Origin of the sequence: [Clostridium] symbiosum, assembly GCA_036419695.1 — a bacterium.
Classification (GTDB): Bacteria; Bacillota; Clostridia; order Lachnospirales; family Lachnospiraceae; genus Otoolea; species Otoolea symbiosa_A.
The window spans coordinates 666247-686377 of sequence record CP143946.1; the positions used below are offsets into that span (position 1 = coordinate 666247).

Consider the following 20131-nt stretch of genomic DNA (forward strand, 5'->3'; position numbering starts at 1 on the left):
AGAAAAGCAATTAATGAGTGAGGCAAACCTGGACGCAAAATACATTCAGATGACGCAGACGCCTGTGGAGAGCCTGATTTGCAGGCTGGCGGTTCCGACGATCATCAGCAACCTGATCACTACATTTTACAACATGGCAGACACCTTTTTTATCGGCAGAATCAGCACCAGCGCCTCCGGCGCAGTGGGAATCGCTTTTTCCGTCATGGCGGCTATACAGGCCGTGGGCTTTTTCTTCGGCCAGGGTTCGGGGAACAATATTTCCAGGCTCCTGGGCAGGCAGGAGACGGACAAGGCGGGAAAACTGGCCGCGGTCGGCTTTTACTCGGCTTTAATAGGAGGAGCGGCCATTGCCTTTCTCGGGCTTTTTTTCCTTGAACCGCTCTGTATGATGCTCGGTTCCACGGAGACCATTCTTCCTTATGCCAAGGACTATCTCAAATATATTCTCATCGGCGCGCCCTATATGGCGGCTTCACTGGTGCTCAACAACCAGCTTCGTTTTGAGGGAAGTGCATTTTACGGAATGATAGGCCTGACGACGGGAGCCCTGCTCAACATCATACTGGATCCGATCCTGATATTCGGATTCCATATGGGAATATCGGGCGCCGCCCTGGCTACCATCATCAGTCAGTTTGTCAGCTTCTGCCTGCTGTACTGGGGAGTCAGAAGGGCAGGCAACGTCCTGATACGGTTTAAGAATTTCAGGCCGTCGGTCTACTTCTATAAAATGATATTAAACGGCGGTCTGCCTTCGCTGTGCCGTCAGTCTATCTCAGGCATTGCCATGATCTGCCTGAACACGGCGGCCAGGCCCTATGGGGATGCCGCCATCGCAGCCATGGCCATTGTATCCAGGATTACCAACTTTACGAATTCCATCCTTCTCGGTTTTGGACAGGGATTCCAGCCAGTGTGCGGCTTTAATTACGGCGCAAAGCTCTATGGTCGGGTGAAAAAAGGATTCTGGTTCTGCGTGAAAATCGGGACCGTGTTTCTCCTGATCCTGGCTGCGGTGGAATTTGCCGCTGCTCCTCTCCTGATTCAGCTTTTCCGGAAAGGCGACGCGCAGGTACTGGAGATAGGAGTGAAAGCGCTCAGGCTCCAATGCCTTACATACGGTTTGAACGGCTGGGTTATGATCAGCAATATGATGATGCAGACGACGGGAAAGATGTTCCGCGCTTCATTTATGGGCGTGTCGAGGCAGGGCATATTCCTGATTCCGGCCGTGCTCGTGCTGCCGGCTTTTATCGGCATTCTGGGAATCCAGATTGCACAGCCGCTGGCCGACTGCATCACGTTTGTCGTCTGCCTGGTTCTGCAGACCGGGCTTTTGCGGGAGATGAGCAGGGAAGAGAAGGAAAATGAAAGACTTCAGGCGGAAGCTTCCGGCCCGGATTATATGGGAGGATAGTCAGGAATGGTTTTTGATCGAAGAGAGAAAATAATTGCGATGCTGAACCGCGACGGCATGGTCAAGGTGAGTGAACTGGTGCAGTTGTTCCAGGTGTCGGTGGAAACAATACGCCGCGATTTGGAACATCTGGAGAAACAGGGGCTTTTAAGCCGTGTTTACGGAGGCGCCGTGGCCAACAAGAAGCGGGGAATCGAACCGCATATTGAGTTGAGGCAGACGGAGCATTACGCGGAAAAATGCGCAATTGGGGAGCGGGCCGTCGATTTTGTGGATGACGGTGACGTGATTGCCATCGATTTGGGCACAACGACCCTGGAATTTGCCAAAGCGCTGGCAGGGAAAAAGCGGAGCCTGACGGTTCTGACCAATTCGATCCCGATTGCCGTGGCGCTCTCGGAGGACGACGGCACCCGTGTGTTCCTGGTCGGTGGAGAGGTAAGAAAAAGGGAGCTGTCTGTTTCAGGACATCTGGCCGATGAGAATATGAGATTATTCCAGACCGATAAGGTGTTTCTGGGGGTCGGCGGCCTGACGGAGAATTTCGGAATCACAGATTTCCATGTGGAAGAGACACCGTTTCGCAGAATCGGGATTAAAAAGACACAGAAGGTATTCGCGCTGTGCGATCACAGCAAATTCGGAGTCACGGCGATGAACCATGTCTGCGACCTCGGGGAAATCGATGTTTTGATAACAGATCGTGAGACGGATAAAAAGAGGGTCAGCCGGTTCCGGGACCAGGGAGTGGAGGTTTATCTGGCATAGATGGTATCCGGCCCGAAAATTATCGGAATCAGAGACTTTCCGTCAAAATGTGGATTTGACGGAAATGGGAGGTTTACCGGATAACGGCAAACTTGTTTTTTCCTGTATCACATCAGTTTCTTATAATAAAAATAAGGTTTTAAAAGCGGTCTGCCGTTCAAACGGCGGGCCGCTTTTTTTGACTAAAATGTGTAGTGTTGTGGATTTGTGAGGGGATATGCAAATTTTAACTCAAAAATTCAATAAAAAACACAAAATACTTTTGTATATTCTGCGTATATAAAAGAAAAATTAAATGTGATATATTGAGAACTACATAAAAACATTAAAAAAGTTATCAAAAACACACATGACGGAGTTGGCAGAGAGAAAGGACAGGGCGCGTGGGCAGCAAATACTATATGGGAATTGACCAGGGAACGACGGGGACGACGGTTCTGCTGCTGGATGGGGAATGGAATCTGGCGGCGCAGGCTCATAAAGAGCACAGACAATACTACCCCCGGCCCGGATGGGTAGAGCATGATCCGGAAGAAATACTCAGACAGGTGACGGAAGCGGCCTGTGAGGTAATGAAGAAGGCGGGAGCTCTGGCAAAAGAGGTGCAGTGCATCGGCATCGATAATCAGGGAGAGACGGTTGTAGTGTGGGACAAAGAGACCGGGAAGCCGGTTTATCCGGCCATCGTCTGGCAGGATCGGCGGACAGCCGCATGGGTGGAGCAGTTTAAAGACGGGGAACGGAAGATGATACGTGAAAAGACGGGACTCCATGCGGATGCCTATTTCGGCGCGACAAAGATAGGATGGATTCTGAACACGGTGGAAGGAGCCAGGACAAGGGCGGAAGAAGGGAAACTTCTGGCAGGTCCACTGGATGCATGGTTCTTATGGAATTTGACGGGCGGCCGTGTGTTTGCCACCGATTACTCTACCGCGTCGCGGACCATGCTCTTTAATATCCACGAAAAAAAGTGGGATGAAGATCTTCTAAAGCTTTTTGATATTCCGGCAAACATACTTCCGGCGATACGATGCACAGCAGGAGATTACGGCAGCGCCTATCTTGAGGGAGCGGACGGACAAGAGGCGTTTATACCGATCACGGGAAATATCGTGGATCAGCAGGCCGCGCTTTTCGGCCAGGCCTGTCTTGAGGAAGGAATGGCAAAGACAACGTATGGGACAGGATGTTTCATGCTGATGAATACGGGGACACGCCCCGTCTATTCGGAGTCGGGGCTTTTAACAAGCGTAGCCTGGAAATTAAAAGAAGACGAGATGAGGTTCGAGCTGGATGGAGGAATCTATGTGGCAGGTTCGGTCATCACCTGGATGAAAAATAAGATGAACCTGATAGAGTCTGCGGAGGAGACGAATCAACTGGCCGTCTCGGTCCCGGATACGGCGGGTGTTTACTTCGTGCCTGCGATGACGGGCCTTGCGGCTCCTTACTGGGATCCGTATGCGAGAGGCATGCTGATCGGCATTACCCCGGGAACCGAAAAGGCCCATATTGTAAGGGCGGCCCTTGAGAGCATTGCATACCAGGTCAAAGATATCCTGGAACTGATGGAAAAGGATTCAGGAATAAAAATTAAGACGATGAGGGCGGACGGGGGAATTGCATCTAATGATTTTCTGATGCAGTTCCAGGCGGATATCCTGGGGATCCCGGTGGATGTTCCGGTTATTTCCGAGACAACTGCGCTGGGAGCCGCCTACATAGCCGCTTATGGCATAGGCCAGTTCAATGAACTGAGCGAGATAGAGAGCAACTGGAAACTGAAAAAGCGATATCTTCCGCGAATTGATGAAAATCAGAGGAAGAAGCTCATGGCCAGATGGCATCGCGCTGTGGAGCGCGCCAAAGGCTGGATTGAAGAAGACGAAAACCAGGAAACAAAACAATAGGAATATCTGGCTGCAGTTTGGCCAAAGGCTGAACCGCGGCGATATTTGGGAGTGAGAGAGGAGAGAATATGAAAACAGATGTTGTAATCATTGGCGCAGGAGCGGTAGGCTGCGCGATTGCGAGGGAGCTGTCCAGATATAAACTGGATGTGACTGTAGTTGATAAAAATGAGGACATTGGAGGAGACGCCTCCAAATCCAACAGCGCCATCATCCATACCGGCTACGACGCATCACCGGGAACGCTGGAATCCCAGCTCGTGGTGGCGGCCAATCCAATGTATGATAAGCTCGCTGAGGAACTGGATGTTCCCTTTAAACGGATTGGCGCTATACTGCCGGCCATTACACAGGAGCAGTTCGAAAAGCTGCCGGAGATTAAGCATAAGGCATTTTTAAACCGCGTTTACGATGTGGAATATAAAACGGGAGAGGAACTTCTCAAAATGGAGCCAAACCTGAACCCGGAGGTGAAAGGCGGACTGTATATTCCAAGGGAGAGCATCATCGATCCCTTTATCCTGGTGCAGGCGCTGGCAGAGAACGCCAATGAAAACGGGGTGAACTTTCTTCTGAACACAAAGGTGACGGATATCCGGACAGAAAACGGGGCCGTAAAAGAAGTAGTTACCACAGGGGGAACCATCACGGCCGATTATGTAATTAATGCTGCCGCCCTCTACTGCGATGAGATTGCCGCAATGGTTGGCAAGGCGGATTACAAGGTGGTGGCCAGGAGAGGGCAGTTCTACATTCTGGATAAAAATACGGACTGCCAGGTAAAGCAGATTGTGCTCCCGATTCCGACAAAGGTAACCAAGGGAAAACTGATGTGCCCGACTATTCACGGAAATATGCTGGTGGGGCCGACGGCGGAGGATTTAGACAACAAGACTGATAAATCCGTGACCTCAGACGGCCTCGTCAGCATTCTCGAAGACGTAAAGCGGCTGATTCCGGGTGTCAATATCCGTGACAGCATTACACAGTACAGCGGCCTGCGTCCAAACAGGAACCCGGAGGGGCTGCATGTGGACGTATACGATGATTTGAAAGGTTACATCAACCTGTCGGGCGTCCGTTCCACCGGGCTGACACTCTCAGTTGCCATGGGAGTTTACGTGGCCGATTTGATGCGTGAAACGGGAGCCGTCATGGAGCCGAAGGAACACTTTACAGAGAGAAGGAAAGGCGTTCTCCGTTTCCACGAACTGGACAGGGAAGAACAGGACGAGGCGGTGAAGATGAACCCGCTTTACGGGAAGATTGTGTGCCGCTGTGAGACCGTCACAGAGGGAGAAATTCTGGACTGTATCCGCAGACCGTTGGGAGCCAGAAGCATGGATGCGGTAAAACGCCGCGTCAGGGCAGGAATGGGACGGTGCCAGGGAGGATTCTGCGGCCCGAAGGTCATTGAAATCCTGGCCCGCGAACTGGGTATCACGGTGGAAGAAGTGAACAAGAACAATGAAGGCTCTTACATGGTTGCCGGTAAGACGAGATAGGAGGACGAGATGTACGAAATTGCTTGTGACGTGGTGATTATTGGCGGCGGCCCAGCCGGCCTGTCCGCAGCGGTGGCTGCCAAGAAAGAGGGAGCAGGAAAGGTATTGATTATAGAGAGAGATGAAAAGCTTGGAGGCATTTTGCAGCAGTGCATCCATCCGGGATTTGGCCTGACTTATTTCAATCAGGAATTAACGGGACCGGAGTATGCGGGACGTTTTAAGGAGGAGGCCTTGGAGCTGGGGACAGAGGCGTTGTTAAACTCCATGGTCCTGGAGGTGCTCCCCGAAGAAAATGCGGTAATCTGCGTTAACTCCGAATACGGCATGACGAGGGTGACGTCTAAGAGCATTGTGCTCGCCATGGGCTGCCGTGAGAGAACAAGAGCAGGTATTATGATTCCGGGAACCAGGCCTGCGGGAGTTTACACGGCCGGCGCCGCTCAGCGCCTGATTAACCGCCAGAACGCGGTGGTGGGAAAAAACATCGTAATTTTGGGTTCCGGTGATATAGGAATGATTATGGCGAGAAGGATGACGCTGGAGGGAGCAAAGGTTCTGGCAGTGGTGGAACTGCAGGACTATCTGGCCGGACTGACAAGAAATAAGGTGCAGTGTCTCGACGACTTTGGGATACCGCTCAAACTGTCCCATACCGTGACCCGGATTGCAGGCAATGAGAGAGTGGAAGGCGTTTTCGTAGCCGCAGTGGATGAGAATAAAAAACCTCTCCGGGAGACGGAAGAGTACATAGCCTGTGACACATTGCTCCTGTCCGTAGGGCTGATTCCGGAGAATGAGCTGAGCAGAAAGGCACAAATCGCTATTTCCCCGGTCACGAACGGACCGGTGGTTAATCAGTATATGCAAACATCGGAGGAAAACCTGTTTGCCTGCGGAAACGTGGTCCATGTAAATGATTTGGTGGACAATGTGACCGTGGAGAGCATGAACGCGGGAAAATATGCGGCCCGCTATGCAAAAGGGGAACTGCCGGAAGCAGTAAAAGAAGTCATAGCCGTTCCGGGAGCAAATGTGCGTTATCTCTGCCCGCATAAGGTGAGGGTGGCTGAGGAGGACGAGACAGTCCGTCTCTTTTTCCGGGTGACGGCTCCGGATCAAAATGTGACGCTTATTACAAAATCAGGCGACAATGTTCTGTCCCGTAAAAAGGAAATGCGCGTTAATCCCGGTGAGATGTGCCATGTGGATATAAAAACATCGGAGATAACAGGGGATGATGTCACGGTAGAAGTAGTGGGACAGGAGGCGTAAAACGATGAAAAAAGAGATTATCTGTACAATCTGCCCGCTGGGCTGCCATATCACGGTGACCGGCGAAGGCGACAGGATTGAATCAATAGAAGGATATACCTGCAAAAGGGGCGAAGAATACGGAAAGCAGGAGTTTGCCCATCCGGTAAGAATACTGACCAGCACGGTAAAGCTTACGGGCGGGGAGCAGCCCCTCCTCCCGGTGCGCTCCGAGAAACCGGTTCCCAGGGAACTGCTGGTTTCCTGCATGGGTGTCCTTAAGGAGACATCGGTGAGCGTTCCGGTTAAACGTTATGACGTGATTGTGGAAAATATCTGCGGAAGCGGAGTCAATATCGTAGCGTCTGACACCGTAGAATGATAATATATGAGTCACAGTATCCATATCAAATAGCAGAAAAAGGCAGCAGGGAGATTCCCGGCTGCCTTGGCGTGCAGTTGTATAAGAGGACAAGACGAGGGAGGCACTGTTTTCCTTTTTGTGAGAATCCATGTTGAAATATGACAAAATTTCCGATTTTTCCTATTGTAACATAAAATGAATTGTTAAAATCATGAAAAAGGGGGCTGTAATGAAAATGACAGAAGCGATGGGCGAAAAAACAAATTTTTTCTCTCAGCAGCCATTTTGGGAGGTGACGAAACAGAGAGAAAATTCACTGCTGAGAACGGAGGATTTTGAACTCAGGGTACTGCGCTACAATGTGAACCAGGGGTGTACCGGATTAAACTGCATACCGGGCGTAGGTCAGTTGGGGCTGACATTCTCGGTTCAGGAAAAAGAAGCTTCGGCCTATGTGTTCGGGGTACTGCCGGAGAAGAAGGAAATACCGATGTACGGAATTGAAAAGGCGCTGATGGTACAGTTCGCTCCGGGCAGCTTTACATGCGCCACCGGAATCCCGGCCGATGAGGTGCCGCCTGAAGGGCTGAAACTGGGGGAGGTGTTCCCGTGGGCTATGCCGATGGTGGAGAATATCAATGCGGTGGACAGTGAGAAAGAGCATTTTATGCTGCTGGGCCAGTTTTTGGCCCAGTGTCAGGAGAAGAAGGGGGAAAGAAGGGAAAACGAGGAAAAGATGGCGGCATCCATCGCACACTATATGATGCAGAGAAGCCGTTCCGTACGGATGAAGGAGCTGGAGGAATGCTATGGCTACACGGCCAGAACGCTTCAGAAACTGGTTCTCAAAAATGTGGGGATCACGCCGAAGCAGCTGAACCTTCAGATATGCCTGCAAAGCGCCATCCGGCAGATGTCACAGAGCAAAGGAGGCTCGTTGACGGAGATGTCCCACCAGATGGATTTTTATGATCAGTCCCATTTTAACAGAATTTTCCGCAAAATGACGGGTTTATGTCCGGGAGAGTATTTGAAATGGCTGCAGAACAGGAAGGTTACGGGGAAGATAACATGTTAGGGTGTATCTTTTTGATACACCGGTATGAAGGAGAGAAGAGGAGGTCGTTATATGTTAGTAGCAACATGGATTATCACATTTACATTAATTATCGGAGTAGGAATCTATGCGGGAACTAAAATCACCAGCGCCAACCAGTGGTCCGGCGGCGATAAGACGATGGGGGCGTTCGCTATCGGAGCCGTTCTCGGAGCCTGGCAGATAGGCGGCATGAGCATCGTGGGCGCGGCACAGAACGGTTACACGATGGGTATTGCCGGATGCTGGTATTCCATAGCGGGAGGCCTGTATTTTCTGCTGGTGGGACTATTGTCCAAGGTGCTCCGCCAGAATATGGTCAGCGAGGCCCTTCCCGATTTCCTGGCCAGGAGATATTCGACTCCGTTAGCCAGACTCCAGTCCTATATCTGGGTGGTATTTGGATGCATCTACATTCCGATTCAGCTTAAAACTATTGCTTCCATTATCCAGATTGTTATTCCCGGATTCAACTCTGCGGCAGCTATGGTCTGCGGCGTTACAATTGCGGCCGTGTATACAGGATTCGCCGGCATGAAGGGTTCATCCGCCATCGGCCGTATCGTCTGCATCTCCACTTACGTGCTGCTGATTATATTCGTGGTTAAAAATCTGGCCGGATTTGGTGGATACTCAGGTCTGATTGCCCAGCTTCCAAAAGATTATGATAAACTGATTGTTCCCGCCATGCCGAAACAGCAGATATTTGCCTGGGCGGTCGGAGGCGCCCTGAGCTCGGCGGTTATGCAGTCGGTGCTTCAGCCGGTTCTGGCGGCAAAGGATGCAAAAGCAGGACGGAACGGATGTATTATCGGTTACATTTTCGCGGCTCCTATCTGTATTTTAACAGCCATGATCGGTATGATGGGCCGTGCCGCCAATGACGGCCTGGGTGACGGTGCCACAGCATTTGCCTGGACAATTAAAGAATTCAGCTCTCCGCTCTATGCAGGAGTCATTTTCGCAGTCTGCACCATGATTATTGCCGCAACAATGGCAACCATGATGATGGCGACCGGAACTATCCTCACAAATATTTATAAGAACCAGATTAACACAAAGGCATCCGACAAACAGATCCTGAATGTATCCCGCTGGGGAACCATCATTCTGGCATTCTTTACACTGATTCCGGGTTTCCTGATTCCGTCCGCACAGCTGACTGACCTGTTCCTGACCCTGACCTACAGCGTTACGGCTCCGTTCAGCTTCTGCGTGATCATCGGCATCCTCTGGAAAAAGGTGAATTCCAAAGCAGCCACGGCCAGCGCGGCGGTTGGAATTATCGTAGCCATAGCCTGGGTGATTCTGGGACTGAATGCAAAGCTTAATATCGTATATCCGGTTATTATCGCCAGCTACACCGTGGGAATTATTGTAACGCTTCTGACCTCCAAAGAGGATGCGGTGAAAACACAGTAAAAAGGCAGTTCAGTTAAAAAAGAAAGGAGAAATGAATTATGCCAAACAGACCATATCTTGGAAGGGAAGTATCTGAAATAGCAATGTATAAGCCGCATGTATCCGGTACGGAGGGGGCAGTGAGCTGCAATAACCCCTATGCCGCGTCAGCGGGGCTTGAAATGATGAAAAAGGGAGGAAACGCCATCGACGCAGCCGTTGCGGTGTCCCTGGTCCTGGGAGTTGTGGAGCCGTACCATTGCGGTATCGGCGGAGGCTGTTTCCATATCGTATATCACAAAGAATCGGATGAATTTTTTGCCGTGGATGCCAGAGGCGTGGCTCCGATTCACGCATGGCAGGACATGTTCCTGGATGAAAACGGCGAGGTGGATTTAAACCTGACCGAATTTTCCGGCAGGGCCGTGGCCGTACCGGCTTTCTACCGAGCCATGGACAATGTGCTTAAGAAATACGGGACCATGACATGGAAAGACGTCTCCAGACCGGCCATCCGTCTGTGCCGTGAAGGTTTTAAGTGTGGCTTTGCCTATGCAAGGATCTCCAATACGCCGGAGGCCGAGCATAACAAGGCGGAATATGAAGGTTTTGCCGAGCTTTACCTGAACGGAGGAAAGCCGAGGGAGTTTGGCGAGATTATCACAAACCCCGATCTGGCCGATACGATGGAAGGCGTGGCGGAGCATGGTGTGGACTGGTTCTACAACGGCCCGGTTGCCGATGATATGGTGGCGCATGTACAGAAACACAAAGGCGTCCTTGTAAAAGAGGATCTGGAAAAATGTGCGCCGATCGAGAGGAAGCCGGTAAGAGGCACATACAGAGGCTATGACGTGGTATCCATGGCGCCGCCGTCCTCTGGCGGAAGCCACATCATACAGATGTTAAATATTCTGGAACATTTTGATTTAAAGGGAATGGGATTCCATTCAGCGGACAGCACCCATGTGCTGGCCGAGACGATGAAACTGATGTTTGCAGACCGCTCTGTGGCCATGGGTGACCCGGATTTTGTGGAAGTACAGGTTGAAAAGATTATTTCCAAGGAATACGCGGAGGAACTGGCAGCTAAAATTGATATGAATGAGGCGAAGGAATTTGCCCCGACGGATGGAATTGAAGCAAAAGAGTACAGAGGCTGTACCTCCCATTTCTCGGTCATGGATAAAGAGGGTAACGTATTTGTGCAGACCCAGACAATCCGTAACTGGTGGGGCTGCGGCGTCGTAATCCCGGGCAGGGGATTTATCATGAACAACACCATGGCCGACTTCAGCCCGAAGGCCGGAGTCAGGACGACACAGGGGCTTGCCTACGGCATGGCCAATGCGGTGCGTCCCGGAAAGACTCCGCTTTCCAGTATGTCTCCTACTATTGTCCTGAAAGATCAGGAGCCGGTTCTGGCCGTTGGCAGCGCCGGAGGCCCAAGAATTATTACCAGCACACTTCAGTTGATTATCAATACGCTGGATTACGGCATGATGATGGATTCTGCGGTAAAAACGCCCCATATGTGCTGCCTGACAAAGGATCAGGGCCTGGAACTGGAGGAAGGATTCTCTCCTGACACGGTGAAACTCCTGGAGGAAAAGGGCCACAAAGTAATTGGAACGTCGGATTTCGGGGTGCTTCTCGTTATGCCGAACGGCATTATGAAGAAGGACGGACAGCTCTTCCCGGGCGGAACGAGCCGGGTAGACGGCGGGGGCGGAGTGCTCACGAAAGACGGAACCGTGGCCATCGACGGATTGTGTTTTGAACCGTAACAGAAAATGCAAAAAAAGAATGGAAAAAAGAATAGAAATAAAGAATAGAAATAAAGAATAGAAAGAATGGCAGTCAAAAAACTGTAACATCATTTAAACAAAAACCTTATTGCAGCTATAACCTTAAAAGCCCCGTAACCCGGGGCTTTTTCTTTGCGAAAAACGTTAAAATATGCGGTTGACTTTGCTTCTGCTATATGAGGGATAATAAATACCAGAGAAAAAAGAAAGGGGTATTTATTATGAGACGCAGCATGAAAACGAAAGTATTGGCAGGGGTATTAGGGGCAGTCATGACCGCTTCACTTTTGGCCGGATGCGGAACGCAGAACCAGGGCGGGCAGCAGGCGCAGACTGAAGCGGCCACAAACGCAGCAGAAACAAAAGCAGAGGAAACAAAAGCTGAGGACGGCAAAACGGACGCCGGAGATACGGCCTCCCAGGTGAAAACAGAGAAAAACACGGCGTCAGCGGAGGCGAAGGAGGGGGAAGTGCTTCTGCCGAACCGGAAACTGAACGTATCCGTCATCCAGATGCCGATGCTTGACACGGCGGAGAGCCTGCAGTATTTAAGCGACACGGTTGACGGCCTGATGTACGGAACCCTCCGTCCCGAACTTGTCGTGGGAGTGGAGGACGGTCTTGGTTTCGCTCCGCAGAGGATTGACAGTGATTTTATCGATTATCTGGGTGCAATCGCCAAAAAGTACGGTATTTACTTTGTACCAGGAACGTTCCGTGAGATTTCGGATGATCTTCCGGAAGGGGAAACGTATAACACCTGTCCGGTATTCGGGCCTGATGGAGAGTTAATTGATGTCTACAGAAAGAAAGCTCCATACTATCCGGTAGAGTCCAACACTCCAAGCAGCAGTCCTGATTACTGCACCTTCTATATACCGGAAAAAGACGTCACGGTTGGACTTCAGATCTGCTACGATCAGTTCTTCCCGGAGATTTCCCGTACGTTAGCCTTGGAAGGAGCTGAACTGATACTGACGCCGTCCTACGACCCGGCCGAATATGATTTCATCCCCGATGTCATTCCGAGGGCAAGGGCGCTGGAAAATGAGTGCTATTACATATGGACCAACGGCGTAAACGGGCCTTGCGGCAATTCCACCATTGTGGATCCGGAGGGACAGGTCATTTATAAATGTGACTCCACGGAAATGACATATACAACGACGCTTGACTTTGCAAGAGTTACCGAAAAACGTCTTTACGGACAGGATCAGCACCTGAATTCCCTGCGCAAATTCAACCTGCAGTATCCATATGCGGGCCGTGTTGCAGAGGCGCCCGTATACGAGGGCTGGCCGGAGCTGACTCTGGACAGGACAGAGTATGATAACCGTGTTTCAGAGATCGGCATGAGTACGATACCCAGGGAACTGAGTCCGGAAATGCAGGCGGAACAGGACAAACTGATGGATGAGAAGATGAAGAGCATCCAGGGAAGCGGAAAATAAACATACAGAATAATAGTCAAGGGGGTATCTGTCATGTCAGAAACGGCTGCAGTAAAATCAAAGGGCAGTGCGACGGCAAAGTCGGGCAGTAATATAACAAAATTTTTACTTTTAAACGCAATCGGTATTTTTATGTTCTTTATTTCCATCACCATAAATGGTACCAAATCCATCCCGATTGACCATATTGTTACGGCAATCAGAAGTATTCCGAATTTTGGGCCGGTGTACGGCGGGCTGATTGTTGTTATCGGAGCAGTTCTTCCATTCGTGAGAGGAACCTGGAACAAGGATACGGTGACAACGGTTTTCTCCATCTTCAAGGTAATTGGCATCGGCGTCGTCATCATGGCTATCTTTGGGTTTGGCCCCGCCAGATTCCATGATCCGGATATGCTTCCCTTTGTTTTCAACAAGGTGGTTGTGCCGGTAACCTCCCTTGTGCCGATCGGGGCCATTTTCCTGGCCTTCCTGATTAACTACGGGCTGATGGAGTTCATCGGAGTATTTATGAAGCCGGTCATGCGCCCGCTGTGGAAGACCCCGGGCCGTTCCGCAATCGATGCGGTTGCCTCCTTCGTGGGAAGCTATTCCGTAGGACTTCTGATTACCAACAGAGTATACAAAGAGGGATTTTATTCCCAGAAAGAAGCAAGTATCATCGCAACTGGATTTTCCACCGTATCGGCCACTTTCATGGTCGTTGTGGCTAAGACCCTGGGACTGATGGACAAATGGAACCTCTATTTCTGGTCCACCCTGATCATCACTTTCCTGGTAACCGCCATCACGACGAGAATCTATCCTCTGAACAAAAAGTCGGATCTGGGCTACGAGGGGATGGAAGTGGTAAAAGAGCCTGTCGTAGAAAAAGGCAAGCTTTTCTCCACCGCGCTGAACGAAGGCCTTGAGGCCTGCTCCCAGGCGCCGGGATTCGTGGAAGGCCTGATTAAGAATTTTAAGGACGGTATCAACCTTGCCTTAAATATCGGTCCGACCCTGATGTCCATCGGTTTCCTCGGCCTGCTTCTGGCAGAGTACACGCCGCTCTTTGATATCATGGGCTACATCTTCCTCCCATTCACAATGATTCTGGGCTTTGGCCCGGAGGCAATGATGGTAGCCAAGGGCTGCGCCATCAGCCTCGCCGAGATGTTCCTCCCGGCCAACATCGTGGCCGCAGGTTCCCCTCTGGCACAGGGCGTAATCGCAATTGTGTGTGTAGCCGAGATTTTATTCTTCTCCGCATCGATTCCATGTATTTTAGGGACGGACATCAAGCTCAGCGTTAAGGATCTTGTGATTATCTGGGCGGAGAGGGTGGTACTCTCATTGATATTGGCGACTCCGGTGGTGATGTTCCTGTATTAAGGGGGATTGATTGAGAAAGGAGAACGCCGCCGGTCACGGTCGGGGTTCGGGATGGTGAGAGGGAGGTTATGAGTCTTCAGTCCCGGTTTGCAGAGTGTGGTGAGGGGGAATCCAGGAGAAAAAATTCCTACGGGGACTCGCTCCCGCTTGTGGAATGCGCAACGGGTGCTAGATTCGGCAATACCTCATCAAGCACCGGCGGATTCCAAGGTCCCCTCCGGAAAGTTTTCTCCTTCCTTCCCCGGGCAGGTTGTCGACGGGACCGAAGACGCGAAGGTTGTCGCCATCCCGAACTCCGGCCTGCGGCCGCTGATTTGTTCTATTTCTTCAATGGGGAGAAGTATTGTCGCAGCCACTACTCGGTTATGATGCTTTTCATTTTGCCGGCATTTCGGGCTGACAGGAGCCAGCTGACAAATATTTGTAAAAAACGTAGTGGCTGCGACAATACCCCTCCCCTATTGAAGGAGTGGAACAAATCAGCGGCCGGAGGCCGAGGTTCGGAATGGCGATAACCTCGGCGTCTTCAGTCCCGGGCCATAACCTTCCTGTGGGGAATCCGGGAGAAAAAGATTCCGCAGGGAACCTGGGAGTTCATCGGCACTTACCGAGGTTTTTTCGAGGTTAGTGTCCGCTATGTACTCCAAAGAGCGCGAGCGTTTCCCGAAGGAACTTTTTCTGCCCGGATTCCCCACCCGCGACAACCTACAGCCCGGGACTGAAGACTCATCCCCTCCCTCTCACCATTCCGCCCCCCGGCCGTTCCGGCGGCGTCCTCACTCCTCAATTACATCCCCCACGGCGGCCCGCAAAGCAGAAATGCTTGCAAAGAGCCGCCCAATGTGCTATATTGCAAAACAGAGGATATGCATACCCTGAAAAAACAACGAAAGGAGACCATTACGATGAAACAGAGAAACGTTATTAAAGGACTGGATCGGAGCATAAGGCACAGTTATCACTGTGATCAGCAGACTGTGCAATTGAATATCGTGCCATGCCGCCGGGAAAACGGGACTGTTTTTTGTAGTGGAATTCTGCATCTATAAACAGATTGTCTATCCGGCTGCGTGAAGATTGGCTGCCGGCGGACGAATACCCTGTTAAGGGGATAAAAGACGTCATATAGGAAAGTATATGGAAATTCTTAGGAGCCAACTGGTTCCCCGTACATACGTACCGGGGATCACGGCTCCTTTTTTTGAGGTGAAAAATAAAATGAAAACAGTAAAAGGAAGATATAACGAGGCAAAAGTATTTACAGAGGTGGTGGAAGAAACTGCGCTGGAACAGATTAAGATGCTCTGCGATCAGGAATTTTCATCGGGGAGCCGGATCCGGATTATGCCCGACGTCCATGCGGGAGCCGGATGCACCATCGGAACCACGATGACAATCCGTGATAAGGCGGTCCCGAATCTGGTGGGAGTCGATATCGGCTGCGGTATGGAGACAATCCGCATTGGAAACTCCCATATTGAGCTTGAAAAGCTGGACAAACTGATCTACGAAAAGATTCCTTCCGGGTTTAATATCAGGAAAGAACCGCATCCGTATAATGAGCAGATTGATCTGAATGAACTCCGGTGCAAAATGGACGGGAAGATTAACCTGGATCGGGCGGTCCGTTCCCTTGGGACGCTGGGAGGCGGGAACCATTTTATTGAAGTGGATCGGGATACGGAGGGAAAACTCTACCTTGTCGTTCACTCCGGTTCCAGGCACCTGGGGCTGGAGGTCGCCCATTTTTACCAGAATGAAGCATACAAGGCGCTTAACGGTAATTCCCCGGCCGATGTGGATTCTCTGATTAAGGAGTACAAGGCGGCGGGGCGCGAGAAGGAAATCCAGAAGGCGCTGAAAGAACTGAAGGCGCAGGTGACGACCACGGTTCCAAAGGCCCTGGCCTACTGTGAGGGGAAGCTTCTTGAAGATTATATTCACGACATGACGCTGGTTCAGCGCTTTGCCATGCTGAACAGGAAAGCAATGATGGATGAGATGATCCGTGGAATGAATCTCAAAGTGGAAGAGCAGTTTACCACCATCCACAACTATATCGATACGGAAAACATGATCCTCAGGAAAGGGGCTGTCTCGGCGAAGGCGGGAGAAAAACTCCTGATCCCAATCAATATGAGGGACGGTTCCCTGATCTGCGTCGGTAAGGGCAATGAGGACTGGAACTGCTCCGCACCCCACGGCGCAGGCCGCCTGATGTCCAGAACCCAGGCGAAAAAGTCCTACACCGTCACGGAGTTTAAAAAAGAGATGGAGGGAATCTACACGACTTCGGTCAATGCAGAAACCCTGGATGAATGTCCGATGGCCTATAAGGGGATGCAGGATATCGTGGATAATATCGGCGACACCGCCGGGATTTTATCGGTGATTAAGCCGGTTTACAACTTTAAGGCGGGAGAAGAGGGATGACGGAATTCTTTCAATTTTGCCGCCGGCAGGATGCAAAAATACCGGGAGGACAGGAGAAGTTCCTGTTTCCCGGTATAGAAATATATGGAGGTGGAGGCTCAGGCCCGGATTCAGGCGGCCTCATCAATCTTTCCCAGCTTTTTGTATTCTCTGGTAAAGAGGAGCGCTGTTGTGCTCACCGCAATGATGTCTGCAATCGGCTCCGCGATAAATACGGCCAGCACCTGGTTACTGAAGAACTGCGGCAGTATAAAGATAAGAGGTATCAGGAGCAGAACTTTTCTGAGCAGGGCGAGAAAGACGGAGGTCTTTGCATTACCCAGGGCGATGAAGGTCTGCTGGCATGCTATCTGAATACTGAAAATCAGGGATGCGGCCATGTAAACCCGCATTGCCCAGACGGTAAACTGCGTTAAATCCGCATTGCTGGTGAAGATGGCGATGAATACTCTTGGCGCAAACATGCAGATTGCCCACAAAAGAGTGGAGTAGCAGATGGAAACGCGCAGGAGCAGGTGGAACGCCTTTTTTACACGGTGGATATGGCCCGCCCCGTAGTTGAAGCTGATAATCGGCTGCGCGCCCTGAGTCAGTCCCTGGAGAGGCAGCATGGAGAACTGCATCACGCTCATCAGGATTGTCATGGCGCCGACTGCAATGTCTCCGCCGTATTTCAAAAGGCTGGTATTAAAGCAGACGGAGAGGACACTTTCGGTAAACTGCATGATAAATGGGGCAAGGCCCAGAGAGATACAGGTCACGATAATCGATCGGTCCAGCTTCATATTCTGGAGCTTAATTTTCAGCAGGCTCTTTTTACCGGTCAGGAATTTAAGGATCCAGATACAGGATACGGCCTGTGAAATGATAGTGGCCCATGCGGCTCCGCGCACGCCCATACCCATACCGAAAATGAAAATCGGGTCCAGGATGATATTGCATATGGCTCCGATGGCGACCGTCATCATACCGATTTTTGCATAGCCCTGCGCATTGATAAATGCATTCAGGCCAAGAGCCAGCTGGACGAAAATGGTGCCGCAGGCATAGATTTCCATATAGGCCCAGGCATAGACAATGGTCTTTTCACTGGCGCCGAACATCAGCAGGATGGAGCGCCCGAATATCAGGAAGAGCGCAGTCAGCGCAACCGAGATAATCAGGAGCATGGAGGTACAGTTACCGAGGATCTTTTCCGCCTGATCATTTCTACCTTTGCCCATCATGATGGAAGCGCGGGGCGCTCCGCCCATGCTGACCAGGGCCGCGAAAGCCGAGATACACATGATAACCGGCATCGTCACTCCCACGCCGGTCAGTGCGTCTGGGCCAATATTTTCAATGTGTCCGATATACATACGGTCTACCATATTGTACAAAACATTGATGATCTGAGCCAGGATAGCCGGAAGCGCCAGGCTCAGCAGAAGTTTACCGATGTTGTCATGGCCTAAATCGGCCTCCTTCGAAATGCCGGAACCGGCTTTCTTTGATGTGAACTTATTCTGCATGATTCTCTCTCCCTTTTAATAGTAATTCGGTGTTAATAAGAAGTTTATCCAGAGTTTCCGATGTGATGCGAAGCTCCTCCTGAGAAATACCGCGCTCGATATTCCGGGCCATTTCTTTCTGTTTGACGGAGATGCGTTCTGTGATCGGCCGACTCTTTTCACTGAGCTTCAGATGAACAATGCGCCGATCGGACGGCTCGCGGACCGTTTCCAGATAGCCCTTGGCAAAAAGCGAGTCTACGGAGCGGGCCACCAGGCCCTTGGAGATTCCCTTGCAGCGGACGATGTCGGTCGCCGTATCTAATTCAGGGGAATTGTTGTGCAAAAATAAGATGACGGCAATCTCATTCGGCGTAAACTGGTACTCTGCCAGTTCATACTGATAAAACCTCCGGTACATCTTATCTATCTTCTGGAATTTTTCAAAAAATCTTCCGGGTGAAGCCAGCAAATTTCTTTCCTCCTTACCAATATGGTTTATTTATAAACTGTTCAAAAATAAACTATAATACCTTTTATTCCGTTTGTCAACAGGAAACGAAATGGGATCCCATTTCTGAATTATAGGCATGTCCGGTACATATTTGGGCAAAAGAGAACATACCCTAGAAGTAGCTTAAAAGAAAGTTGTCTGGAGGGGTGAAGCGTGAATGACAGAAATACAGAAGTATTAGAGCAATATGAACTTGAAATTAAGGCGTTTCGCAGAGGCAGGGGTGCCTGGGTCTGCGAGACCGACAAAGGGCTGAAGCTGCTCCGTGAATATAAAGGGACGGTAAAACGCCTGGAGTTTGAGGAAGAAGTTCTCCATTCACTTAAGGCGGGTGGGAGCTGTTTTGTGGATCAGTATATCAGAAACAAAGAGGGTGAACTGATGTCGACGGCCGGAGACGGCAGCCGTTATGTGGTGAAGGACTGGTTTTCAGACCGTGAGTGCAACATCCGGGATGAGGAGGAGATTATAGGCGCCGTATCGCAGATTGCCCGTCTCCATAAGACCCTCAGAAAGATAGAGGCAAAGGAAGAGTGGAATCTGGGTTCCATTCTGGCCGAGCCGATGACGGAGGAAATGGAGCGCCACAACAGGGAACTGCGGCGCACCAGGAATTTTATCAGCTCCAAACGTAAAAAATCGGATTTTGAGCTTTGCGTGATGGGGAATTTCTCCATGTTTTATGAACAGGCCCTGGAGGCCCGCGAGGGACTGGGAAAGATGGTGAGCGAGACGGGAGCGCCGGAGCATTATCTGTGCCACGGTGAGTTGAACCAGCATCATATCCTGATGGGGCCCGGCTACACGGCGGTAATCGAATTTAATAAAATGCATCTGGGCGTCCAGGTGGCGGATCTCTATCATTTTATCAGAAAGGCCATGGAAAAACATGGATGGAATATGAAACTGGGGATGCGTCTTTTAGATTCCTACGACAGGGTTCTTAAGATGGATGCCAAGGAGAGGGAATATCTCTATTATCTGTTCCTTTATCCTGAAAAATACTGGAAACAGCTTAACTTCTATTATAATGCGAACAAGGCTTGGATTCCTTCAAGAAATGTGGAGAAGCTCCAGAACCTGGAGGTGCAGCAGAAGGACAGAAACGAATTCCTGAAGCGGATCCGGTAAGGTGGGGGAGCGGATGAGGACGCCGCCGAAACGGCCGGGAGGGAATGGGCTGGGTCTTTAGTCCCAAAGATTCCGCACCAGGACTGAAGACTCATGCCAATCAAGGGATGTAAAACGTTTCACTGCCGCAAATAGATGAAACATGCATCTTCGTGTTTCTGTACATGGGACGGTACAACATTGACAAAATAAAAGCGCCGCTGTATGCTGAA

At 50.7% G+C, this 20131-nt stretch carries 15 protein-coding genes; 13 read left to right on the forward strand and 2 right to left on the reverse strand.

The window, feature by feature from the left end; all coding sequences use genetic code 11:
* The first annotated feature begins 13 nt into the window (after positions 1-13).
* The 12 genes from V3C10_03105 to V3C10_03160 all read left to right on the forward strand — a co-directional run bounded on the left by V3C10_03105 (position 14) and on the right by V3C10_03160 (position 16784).
* Positions 14-1420: an MATE family efflux transporter gene (locus V3C10_03105; GenBank protein ID WVP62825.1), complete on the forward strand. Its 1407-nt coding sequence runs from the start codon at positions 14-16 to the stop codon at positions 1418-1420.
* A 6-nt stretch (positions 1421-1426) separates the two neighbouring features.
* Positions 1427-2188, forward strand: a complete 762-nt coding sequence (locus V3C10_03110; GenBank protein ID WVP62826.1) for a DeoR/GlpR family DNA-binding transcription regulator — start codon at positions 1427-1429, stop codon at positions 2186-2188.
* Positions 2189-2589: 401 nt separating this feature from the next.
* Positions 2590-4101: a glycerol kinase GlpK gene (gene glpK, locus V3C10_03115; GenBank protein WVP64566.1), complete on the forward strand. Its 1512-nt coding sequence runs from the start codon at positions 2590-2592 to the stop codon at positions 4099-4101.
* A gap of 68 nt (positions 4102-4169) precedes the next feature.
* Positions 4170-5606, forward strand: coding sequence for an NAD(P)/FAD-dependent oxidoreductase (locus tag V3C10_03120; GenBank protein WVP62827.1), 1437 nt, complete (start codon positions 4170-4172; stop codon positions 5604-5606).
* A gap of 9 nt (positions 5607-5615) precedes the next feature.
* Positions 5616-6881 carry an NAD(P)/FAD-dependent oxidoreductase gene (locus tag V3C10_03125; protein WVP62828.1) on the forward strand — a complete coding sequence of 422 codons (1266 nt, stop codon included), beginning with the start codon at positions 5616-5618 and terminating at the stop codon, positions 6879-6881.
* Between the two features lie 4 nt (positions 6882-6885).
* Positions 6886-7242: a DUF1667 domain-containing protein gene (locus V3C10_03130; protein WVP62829.1), complete on the forward strand. Its 357-nt coding sequence runs from the start codon at positions 6886-6888 to the stop codon at positions 7240-7242.
* 211 nt (positions 7243-7453) lie between these two features.
* Positions 7454-8302, forward strand: a complete 849-nt coding sequence (locus V3C10_03135) for a helix-turn-helix domain-containing protein (protein ID WVP62830.1) — start codon at positions 7454-7456, stop codon at positions 8300-8302.
* A 51-nt stretch (positions 8303-8353) separates the two neighbouring features.
* Complete coding sequence (locus tag V3C10_03140) at positions 8354-9742, forward strand: sodium:solute symporter family protein (protein ID WVP62831.1); 1389 nt, start codon at positions 8354-8356, stop codon at positions 9740-9742.
* Positions 9743-9780: 38 nt separating this feature from the next.
* Entirely contained in the window at positions 9781-11508 is a 1728-nt protein-coding gene (gene ggt, locus V3C10_03145) for a gamma-glutamyltransferase (protein WVP62832.1), read from the forward strand.
* Positions 11509-11750: 242 nt separating this feature from the next.
* Positions 11751-12980: a carbon-nitrogen hydrolase family protein gene (locus tag V3C10_03150; GenBank protein ID WVP62833.1), complete on the forward strand. Its 1230-nt coding sequence runs from the start codon at positions 11751-11753 to the stop codon at positions 12978-12980.
* 33 nt (positions 12981-13013) lie between these two features.
* The gene (locus V3C10_03155) at positions 13014-14351 is read left to right on the forward strand and encodes a YjiH family protein (GenBank protein ID WVP62834.1); all 1338 of its coding nucleotides are present in this window, start codon (positions 13014-13016) and stop codon (positions 14349-14351) included.
* Positions 14352-15569: 1218 nt separating this feature from the next.
* A complete protein-coding gene (locus V3C10_03160; protein ID WVP62835.1) occupies positions 15570-16784 on the forward strand; it encodes an RtcB family protein in 1215 nt (404 codons plus the stop codon).
* Positions 16785-16894: 110 nt separating this feature from the next.
* Here the strand turns inward: V3C10_03160 and V3C10_03165 are convergent, their stop codons facing one another.
* Positions 16895-18295 (reverse strand): MATE family efflux transporter, encoded by a 1401-nt coding sequence (locus tag V3C10_03165; GenBank protein WVP62836.1) that lies wholly within the window; start codon positions 18293-18295, stop codon positions 16895-16897.
* Positions 18285-18746 (reverse strand): MarR family winged helix-turn-helix transcriptional regulator, encoded by a 462-nt coding sequence (locus V3C10_03170; protein ID WVP62837.1) that lies wholly within the window; start codon positions 18744-18746, stop codon positions 18285-18287. Before V3C10_03170 ends, V3C10_03165 begins: the two co-directional genes overlap by 11 nt.
* Positions 18747-18941: 195 nt before the next feature.
* Here V3C10_03170 and V3C10_03175 point away from each other — a divergent pair, with 195 nt between their 5' ends.
* Positions 18942-19919 (forward strand): spore coat protein CotS, encoded by a 978-nt coding sequence (locus V3C10_03175; GenBank protein ID WVP62838.1) that lies wholly within the window; start codon positions 18942-18944, stop codon positions 19917-19919.
* Positions 19920-20131: the final 212 nt, after the last annotated feature.

Excerpts from the sequence above, each read along its gene's own strand:
- V3C10_03105 (WVP62825.1), top strand. The coding sequence starts at position 14 with ATGAGTGAGGCAAACCTGGACGCAAAATACATTCAGATGACGCAGACG.
- V3C10_03110 (WVP62826.1), top strand. The coding sequence starts at position 1,427 with ATGGTTTTTGATCGAAGAGAGAAAATAATTGCGATGCTGAACCGCGAC.
- glpK (WVP64566.1), top strand. The coding sequence starts at position 2,590 with ATGGGAATTGACCAGGGAACGACGGGGACGACGGTTCTGCTGCTGGAT.
- V3C10_03120 (WVP62827.1), top strand. The coding sequence starts at position 4,170 with ATGAAAACAGATGTTGTAATCATTGGCGCAGGAGCGGTAGGCTGCGCG.
- V3C10_03125 (WVP62828.1), top strand. The coding sequence starts at position 5,616 with ATGTACGAAATTGCTTGTGACGTGGTGATTATTGGCGGCGGCCCAGCC.
- V3C10_03130 (WVP62829.1), top strand. The coding sequence starts at position 6,886 with ATGAAAAAAGAGATTATCTGTACAATCTGCCCGCTGGGCTGCCATATC.
- V3C10_03135 (WVP62830.1), top strand. The coding sequence starts at position 7,454 with ATGAAAATGACAGAAGCGATGGGCGAAAAAACAAATTTTTTCTCTCAG.
- V3C10_03140 (WVP62831.1), top strand. The coding sequence starts at position 8,354 with ATGTTAGTAGCAACATGGATTATCACATTTACATTAATTATCGGAGTA.
- ggt (WVP62832.1), top strand. The coding sequence starts at position 9,781 with ATGCCAAACAGACCATATCTTGGAAGGGAAGTATCTGAAATAGCAATG.
- V3C10_03150 (WVP62833.1), top strand. The coding sequence starts at position 11,751 with ATGAGACGCAGCATGAAAACGAAAGTATTGGCAGGGGTATTAGGGGCA.
- V3C10_03155 (WVP62834.1), top strand. The coding sequence starts at position 13,014 with ATGTCAGAAACGGCTGCAGTAAAATCAAAGGGCAGTGCGACGGCAAAG.
- V3C10_03160 (WVP62835.1), top strand. The coding sequence starts at position 15,570 with ATGAAAACAGTAAAAGGAAGATATAACGAGGCAAAAGTATTTACAGAG.
- V3C10_03165 (WVP62836.1), bottom strand. The coding sequence starts at position 18,295 with ATGCAGAATAAGTTCACATCAAAGAAAGCCGGTTCCGGCATTTCGAAG.